This window comes from Collinsella sp. Sow4_E3 (genome assembly GCF_052116285.1).
In the GTDB taxonomy this organism is placed as follows: Bacteria; Actinomycetota; Coriobacteriia; order Coriobacteriales; family Coriobacteriaceae; genus Collinsella.
Genome location: NZ_JBQKLJ010000141.1, coordinates 1 through 397 on the forward strand (window position 1 = coordinate 1; position 397 = coordinate 397).

The window sequence follows — 397 nt, forward strand, 5'->3', positions numbered from 1 at the left end:
CGCGTAGCGTACCATATCCCGCGGACTGTACGGATATAGGACTCTTGACCAGGCACATCCAATTTACCCCTTAGGTAGCGGATATAAACATCTACAACATTCGTTTCCGTCGCAGATTCATATTTCCAAACTCGCTCCAAGAGTTGTTCACGAGTCATGGTTTCTTGACTTTCCATCAAGTTGGCAAGAAGATCATATTCTCGCCGAGTCAAAGCAACTAACTCCTGACCACGGTGAACCGTTCGATTTTGAAAATCAATTTTCAAATCACGATAAGCTGCATGAAGTTTTACTTGCTGACAGTTTTCATCAATGTAATCACGTCCACGAAAAATGGTATTGACCTGCTCAACCAAATCAGAAATAACAAAAGGCTTTATGGTATAGAAAACAGCGT

General features: G+C 41.8%; 1 protein-coding gene. It reads right to left on the reverse strand.

Annotated elements, in window-relative coordinates:
• A partial coding sequence (locus ACTQ48_RS11655; protein ID WP_441571104.1) for a winged helix-turn-helix domain-containing protein occupies positions 1-397 on the reverse strand: 397 nt, incomplete at both ends.